At 64.6% G+C, this 6,897-nt stretch carries 5 protein-coding genes, 1 tRNA gene, 1 other RNA gene and 1 pseudogene; 5 read left to right on the plus strand and 3 right to left on the minus strand.

The window, feature by feature from the left end; genetic code table 11:
- From ACIQ2E_RS11195 to ACIQ2E_RS11205, 3 genes and pseudogenes are all read left to right on the plus strand, one after another.
- Positions 1–869: pseudogene (locus tag ACIQ2E_RS11195) on the plus strand (phosphoketolase); the annotation flags it as partial.
- Positions 869–3,394 (plus strand): glycogen/starch/alpha-glucan phosphorylase, encoded by a 2,526-nt coding sequence (locus ACIQ2E_RS11200; RefSeq protein ID WP_398330355.1) that lies wholly within the window; start codon positions 869–871, stop codon positions 3,392–3,394. The pseudogene ACIQ2E_RS11195 and the gene ACIQ2E_RS11200, both read left to right, overlap by 1 nt.
- Before the next feature lie 6 nt (positions 3,395–3,400).
- Positions 3,401–4,456, plus strand: a complete 1,056-nt coding sequence (locus tag ACIQ2E_RS11205; RefSeq protein WP_398330358.1) for an acetate/propionate family kinase — start codon at positions 3,401–3,403, stop codon at positions 4,454–4,456.
- Here ACIQ2E_RS11205 and ACIQ2E_RS11210 read toward each other — a convergent pair.
- Entirely contained in the window at positions 4,395–4,844 is a 450-nt protein-coding gene (locus ACIQ2E_RS11210; protein ID WP_398330361.1) for a hypothetical protein, read from the minus strand. The two genes, ACIQ2E_RS11205 and ACIQ2E_RS11210, sit on opposite strands and share 62 nt — an antisense overlap.
- A gap of 36 nt (positions 4,845–4,880) precedes the next feature.
- Positions 4,881–5,198, minus strand: coding sequence for a hypothetical protein (locus ACIQ2E_RS11215; protein ID WP_398330364.1), 318 nt, complete (start codon positions 5,196–5,198; stop codon positions 4,881–4,883).
- A 162-nt stretch (positions 5,199–5,360) separates the two neighbouring features.
- Between ACIQ2E_RS11215 and ACIQ2E_RS11220 the strand changes: the two genes are divergently transcribed.
- Positions 5,361–6,533 carry a Fic family protein gene (locus ACIQ2E_RS11220; protein ID WP_398330367.1) on the plus strand — a complete coding sequence of 391 codons (1,173 nt, stop codon included), beginning with the start codon at positions 5,361–5,363 and terminating at the stop codon, positions 6,531–6,533.
- Between the two features lie 32 nt (positions 6,534–6,565).
- On the opposite strand, the gene ACIQ2E_RS11225 is transcribed toward ACIQ2E_RS11220, so the two are convergent.
- Positions 6,566–6,639, minus strand: a tRNA-Arg gene (locus ACIQ2E_RS11225).
- A 34-nt stretch (positions 6,640–6,673) separates the two neighbouring features.
- Between ACIQ2E_RS11225 and rnpB the strand changes: the two genes are divergently transcribed.
- An RNA gene (rnpB, locus tag ACIQ2E_RS11230) (RNase P RNA component class A) lies at positions 6,674–6,897 on the plus strand; the annotation flags it as partial.

Here is a 6,897-nt window from a genome sequence, read left to right on the forward strand (position 1 = left end):
GGCGCGCCCCGATCGGCCCCTGGACCTGCCTGATCTCCTCCACGGTGTGGCGGCAGGACCACAACGGCTTCACCCATCAAGACCCCGGCTTCATCGACCTGGCCGGCAACAAGAGCGGTGAGGTGGTGCGCGTTTACCTCCCCGCCGATGCCAATTCGCTGCTGGCGGTGGCGGAGCAGGCGCTGGTGGAGCCGAATGTGTGCAACATCATCGTGAGCGACAAGCAAAAGCACCTGCAATACCTGTCGCTCGAGCAGGCCCGCGCCCATGTGGCCAAAGGCATCGGCCTGTGGAGCTGGGCCAGCAACGATCACATCGGCCATGAGCCGGATGAACCGGATGTGGTGATGGCCTGCGCCGGCGATATCCCCACCAAGGAAACCCTGGCGGCCGTGCAGATCCTGCGCCGCGAGATCCCCAGCCTCAAGATCCGCGTGCTGAATGTGGTGAAGCTGTTCGCACTCACCCAACCGAGCGAGCACCCCCACGGCCTGAGCGATCGCGATTTCGACAGCCTGTTCACCACCGATCGCCCCGTGATCTTCAACTTCCACGGCTACCCCTGGCTCATCCACCGCCTCACCTATCGCCGCACCAACCACGTCAACTTCCATGTGCGTGGCTACAAGGAGCAAGGCAACATCAACACCCCACTGGAACTGGCGATGAACAACCAGATCGATCGCTTCAACCTGGTGATCGATGTGATCGACCGGGTTCCGGGGTTAGGGTCGCGCGCCGCTCACGTGAAGGAGCAGATGAAGGAGGCGATCCTGGCCAACCGCGCCTATGCCCATGAACACGGCATGGACGCCCCCGCCATCACCGACTGGCAGTGGACCGCCGCCACCAGCAGCGAGGTGAACTGATGCACGAACAAGCCCCCAGCCGCCTGCAACTGCCCACACCCGGTTGCTACGCCGATCCGGATCGCAGTGGCCTGACGGCCGATGACGTGTTCGACGGCATGGCCGAGCACCTCTTTTACACGCTCGGCAAACTCGCCCCCACCGCCAGCCGCCACGATCTCTACCTGGCCCTGAGCCACGCCGTGCGCGACCGGCTGATGACCCGCTATCTGGCGGGCATCGAAGCGATCAGCGCCACCCCCACCCGCGTGGTGGCTTATCTGTCGGCCGAATTCCTGATCGGCCCGCAGCTGGGCAACAACCTGCTGATGCTCGGCATCCAGGACGCCGCGGAAGAAGCCCTCCGGCGCTTCGGCATCGAACGCCTCGACGAGATCCTCGAAGTGGAGGAGGAACCCGGCCTGGGCAATGGCGGCCTGGGGCGCCTGGCGGCCTGCTTCATGGAATCGCTGGCCAGCCTCGAGATCCCGGCCACGGGCTACGGCATCCGCTACGAGTTCGGGATCTTCGATCAGCTGATCCGCGACGGTTGGCAGGTGGAGATCACCGATAAATGGCTGAAGGGCGGCTGGCCTTGGGAGATCCCCCATCCCGATCAGGCCTGCTTCGTGGGCTTCGGCGGCCGCACGGAGAGCTACAAAGATGAGCGCGGCCACTACCGCGTGCGCTGGATCCCGGAGGAGCACGCGATCGGGGTGCCCCACGATGTGCCGGTGCTCGGCTACCGGGTCAACACCTGCGACCGGCTGCGCCTGTGGCGCGCCGATGCCAGCGAGAGCTTTGACTTTTACGCCTTCAACATCGGCGACTACTACGGCGCCGTGGAGGAGAAGGTGGGCAGCGAAACCCTCTCCAAGGTGCTGTATCCCAACGACGGCACCGATGAAGGCCGCCGCCTGCGCCTGAAGCAGCAGCACTTCTTCGTGAGCTGTTCGTTACAGGACATGCTGCGCAGCCTGGACCAGCGCGGCATCCCGGTGCAGGAGTTCCCCGATCACTGGGCGGTGCAACTCAACGACACCCACCCAGCGATTGCCGTGGCCGAACTGATGCGGCTGCTGATCGATGACAAACACCTGGAGTGGGATCAGGCCTGGGACATCACCTGCCGCTCGCTGGCTTACACGAACCACACCCTGTTGCCGGAAGCCCTGGAGAAGTGGGGCCTGCCGCTATTCGGCTCGCTGCTGCCCCGCCATCTGGAGCTGATCTACGAGATCAACCGCCGCTTCCTGCAAACGGTGCGCCTGAAGTATCCGGGCAACGAAGCGCTGCTGCGCAAGGTGTCGATCATCGATGAGGAGGGCAGCAAGGCCGTGCGCATGGCCAACCTCGCCACCGTGGCCTCCCACCACGTGAACGGCGTGGCAGCGCTGCACAGCGAACTGGTGCGCACCAAGCTGCTGCCGGAATTCGCCGCCCTCTGGCCTGAGAAGTTCACCAACGTCACCAACGGCGTCACGCCGCGGCGCTGGGTGGCCCTCGCCAACCCAGCGCTGCGCCAACTGCTGGCGGAAAGCATCGGCGAAGGCTGGGTGGCCGATCTCGATCAGCTTCGCCAACTGGAGCGCTTTGTGGATGATCCCGGCTTCCTCGAGCGCTGGGAGCAAACCAAGCTGGCCAGCAAGCGCCATCTGGCCAACTACATCCACCGCCAGAGCGGGCTGTTGGTGGATCCCTCGTCGCTGTTCGACGTGCAGGTGAAGCGAATCCATGAATACAAGCGCCAACACCTCAACGCTCTGCAGGTGATCGCCCAATACCTGCGCATCAAGAACGGCCAGGCCGATGGCCTGGCGCCGCGCACGGTGATTTTCGGCGGCAAGGCCGCCCCGGGGTACTACCTGGCCAAGCTGATCATCCGCTTCCTCAACGGCATTGCCGAAACGGTGAACGCCGATCCGGATATGGATGGCCGCCTGCGGGTGGTATTCCTGCCGGATTACAACGTGAAGCTGGGCGAACGGGTGTATCCGGCCTCAGATCTCTCTGAGCAGATCTCCACCGCCGGCCTGGAGGCCTCGGGCACCGGCAACATGAAGTTTGCGATGAATGGTGCGCTCACCATCGGCACCCTCGATGGCGCCAACGTGGAGATCCGCGAGCAGGTGGGAGCCGACAACTTCTTCCTGTTCGGTATGACCGAAACCGAGGTGGCCGGCCTCCACGCCGAGGGCTATCGCCCCTGGGAGCTGATTGCGGAGCAACCGGAGCTGGGCGAGGTGCTCAAGCTGGTGGAGCAGGGCCACTTCAGCAACGGCGACGGTGATCTGTTCCGGCCGCTGCTGGAGAACCTCACCGGCCGCGATCCCTTCTTCGTGCTGGCGGATTTCGCTGACTACCTGCGGGTGCAGCAGCAGGTGAGCCAGGCCTGGAGCGATCGAAGCGCCTGGAATCGCATGTCGCTGCTCAACAGCGCTCGCACCGGCTTCTTCTCCTCGGATCGCTCGATTCGGGAGTACGCCCAGCGCATCTGGAAAGCCGAGAGCTTCCCGGTGACGATCACCTGCAACCTCGACGCCTAACGCCCCATGTTGCTGGTGCTGAACGTGGGCAGCTCCAGCCTGAAGGCTGCGGTTCTGCAAGCCACGGCAACCAGCTCAACAGAACTCTGGCGCGCGGAAACCGAGCGCCAGGGTGCCCTGCAGGATCAACTCAGCGCTTGGCTGGCACCCCAACTCGAGCGGTGGTGGCCCCAAATCAAGGCCGCCGGGCATCGCTTGGTGCATGGGGGTGCGTTGTTCATCATCCCCACGCGGATCACCGCAGCGGCGCTGGAGCAGCTGCACAGCGTGTCGGCCCTGGCGCCGTTGCACAACCCGCCGGCCCTCGAGGCGGTCCGCTGGCTGCAGCAGCTCCGGCCAACCCTGCCCCAGTGGGCCTGTTTCGACACAGCCTTTCATGCCAGCCTGCCGCCCGAGGCGAGCACCTATGCCCTGCCAGCCAGCTGGCGGCAGCTGGGATGCCGACGCTATGGCTTTCATGGACTCAACCACCAGCACGTGGCAGAAGCCGCACCCTGCCATCGGTTGATCAGTGCCCACCTCGGGGCGGGCTGTTCCCTGGCGGCGGTGCGGGATGGCCGCAGCATCGACACCACCATGGGGTTCACACCCCTGGAGGGGCTGGTGATGGCCAGCCGCAGCGGCAGCGTGGATCCCGGCCTACTGCTGCATCTGCAGCGCCTGGGCCTGAGCGTCGATGAGCTTGAGCAAGGGCTGAATCGCCAAAGCGGCCTGTTGGGTCTCTCCGGCCTCAGCAGTGATTGGCGCGACCTGCGCTCTGCAGCGGCAGAAGGCCACAGCGGCGCCCAGCTCGCGCTGGGCGTATTCCTGCATCGGCTGCAGCGTGAGATCGGGGCGATGGCCGCCAGCCTGGGTGGCGTGGATCAGATCGCACTCAGCGGCGGCATCGGCGCCAATGACACCTCACTCCTCGAAGAACTGAGAATCGCGATGGCTTGGCTGGGCCCGGTTGAGTGGAAACGGATCGCAGCGGACGAGGAGGGCATGATCGCCCGTTTGATCAGCCGGGCAGATCCGGCGTTTGGTGCAGGAGGCGATTCAGCCGCAGACGATCGGCATTGAGGGGATCGGGGGCCAACTCGCCGGCCAGTTCGCGGAACTTTTGCTCCACGGCATCCGGCACGCGCACATCAAAGATGCGCTCCATCAGAGCCTCGATCGAGAACAGATGGGCGTTGATGTTCTCAAGATCGGCGATGGCCTGTTGCATCGCATCGTTCTCACCGGCCTCTGCTGGAGAACCGGCCACAGCAGGAGCCAAGGCCGCATCGGTGTCGCCGTGGGTTTTCTGGAGCTCCTCGAGGGCGCGACCCGCCAGGGTGCGGAATGATTGCAACGCGGCCCAGCTCAACTCCTGCTGCTGCCGCAGGGTGGGGTTCTCGCGGATGAGACGGTCGTGCTCCCGGTAGAAGCGCTGGCAGTCAGGGCATTGGCAGGGCTCTTCCGGCACCGCAGTCCCCTTGGCGTTTCACAGCCCATCATGGCATCAAGCGGCGCGGAGATCGTCGCCGCTGAGATCGGGATCGTCGCTAGCGCCAGGGATGGGGATCTCAATCGAGCTCACCACCTGAATCACATCCCGCAGACGCATCGAATCGGCAAACCAAGCCATGGCCTGATCGGTATCGCCATCGACCACTGCCTCATTGGCGCTGTCTTCATGGGCTTCCGCCAGCAGCGCCAGCCAGCAGAGGCAGCGAGCCTGAATCACTGAGAGATCCAAGCCATCGGGCAGGTTCTCAACGATCTGCTCACTCTCCTGTTGCACCAACAGCCTCAGCCGGAGATCATGCAGCTGTGCCATGGGCTCGTGGCGACTCACACCACGCTAGCGGCAGTGGTTGAATTCGCCATCCCGCTACCTGTAGTACTGGATACCGTCACCAACCCGGCCAAACCTTATTCAAGGATCAGCGATCATCTTTGAATAAGGTGCGAGTCTATTCAAGGTTCGCGCCACAGAGCCATGAAGCGCGAAAGCGCCGGCCACTACGAGTTCAGCAGCACCGCTGGCGAGGAGGTGCGCGCTTTCGTGCCGGCCCCGTTGCCGCCGGAGCCGCCTGTGCAGCTCGAGGGAGCCCTGCAGGCACTGCACGACCGGGCCCTGCTGGCCTGCGGCCGCCTGGATGGGGTGTCAGCTCTGCTGCCGGATCGCGAGCTCTTCCTCTATGCCTATGTGCGGCGAGAGGCCCTGCTGTCCTCCCAGATCGAGGGCACCCAATCCTCGCTCTCCGATCTGCTGCTGTTTGAGCTGGAGGAGGCTCCCGGCGTCCCCTTCGATGACGTGGTGGAGGTGTCGAGTTACGTGGCGGGGCTGGAGCACGGCTTGGCGCGACTGCGGGAGGGCTTTCCGCTCTCCTCCCGCCTGCTGCGTGAGATGCACGCCCGATTGTTGGCCAGGGGCCGTGGGGCCGATCGCCTGCCCGGGGAGTTCCGCCGCAGTCAGAACTGGATCGGCGGCACCCGACCAGGCAACGCAAGCTTCGTGCCGCCACCGCCAGGGCTGGTGGACATGTGCATGGGCCAGCTGGAGCACTTCATCCATGGCACACCGGATGGGACCCACTCCCTGCCGGTGCTGGTGCGAGCCGCCCTGGCCCACGTGCAGTTCGAGACGATCCACCCGTTTCTGGACGGGAACGGTCGCTTGGGCAGGCTACTGATCGTGCTGATGTTGATCGATGCCGGGGTGCTGCAGCAGCCGCTGCTCTATCTGAGCCTGTTCTTCAAGCAGCACCGCAGCCGCTACTACGACTTGCTCAATGGGATTCGCGACGACGGCGACTGGGAAGCCTGGATCGATTTCTTCCTCGAAGGCGTCGAGAGCACGGCGACAGCTGCCGTCACCACCGCACACCGGCTGCTGGAGTTGTTCCGCGCTGATGAGGCGCGCCTGAGCGGCCTGGGGCGTTCAGGACCCAGCGTCCGCCAGGTGTTTGCCGCCCTGTGCCGGCGGCCCCTCAACAGCATCAAACAGCTCAGCACCGTTTGCGGCTTGAGCTTTCCCACCACAGCCAAAGCCCTGGAGAGCCTGGTGGCCCTGCGCATTGCAAGGGAGATCACCGGCGGGCAGCGCAACCGCCTCTTTACCTACGACGCCTATCTGGCGATTCTCAGCGAAGGCGCCGAACCCCTGTGAAGCCCCCCGTCCAAGAGCGGGCCTGTCAAAGACGGGGCTGGCGGGACTCGAACCCACGACCTACGGTTTAGGAAACCGTCGCTCTATCCGGCTGAGCTACAGCCCCATGCGGAAAACCCGCATCGGCATTATGGGCTGTGAAAGCAGGCGAGGTGATCGCGACCGGCGCCCGCGTCGGTTGAGGAAAGTCCGGGCTCCCCAATGGCCAGGCTTGCTGGGTAACGCCCAGTGCGGGTGACCGTGAGGAGAGTGCCACAGAAACACACCGCCGATGGCCCTTCGGGGATCAGGCAAGGGTGCAAAGGTGCGGTAAGAGCGCACCAGCAGCATCGAGAGGTGCTGGCTCGGTAAACCCCGGCTGGGA

Source organism: Vulcanococcus sp. (genome assembly GCF_044369115.1).
GTDB lineage: Bacteria > Cyanobacteriota > Cyanobacteriia > PCC-6307 > Cyanobiaceae > Vulcanococcus.